The sequence below is a fragment of the Bradyrhizobium sp. Ken64 genome (assembly GCF_055807555.1).
In genome coordinates this window covers 1-308 of the sequence record NZ_JBVVPA010000098.1, presented here as the reverse complement: position 1 = coordinate 308, position 308 = coordinate 1, and the positions used below count along the sequence as shown (strand labels likewise).

Here is a 308-nt window from a genome sequence, read left to right as displayed (position 1 = left end):
TCAGCGCTTGACCAGATCACTTCGAACGCTGCGCTGACCGGCACCGGCCTGGCCAACACGACGGTGCACTTCACCATCGATGGTACACCCGTCGGTGCAACCACGGTCGCAGATGCTTTGGGGAACTGGTCGCTTACGCCAACCGGCTTGGCCAACGGTCAGCACACCATCGTGGCAAGCCAGACGGACACGTTTGGTAATACGGGCAGCGCCTCGCTGACCTTGACGCTCGACACCACAGCTCCGTCCGAGGCGCTGGCGATCACGGCGATCAACCAGGACAGCGGCACGGCCGGCGACTTCATCAC

General features: G+C 63.3%; 1 protein-coding gene. It reads left to right on the top strand.

Annotated elements, in window-relative coordinates; translation table 11 throughout:
* On the top strand, window positions 1–308 hold a 308-nt coding region (locus AC0L2F_RS35810; RefSeq protein WP_473251535.1), incomplete at both ends, for an Ig-like domain-containing protein.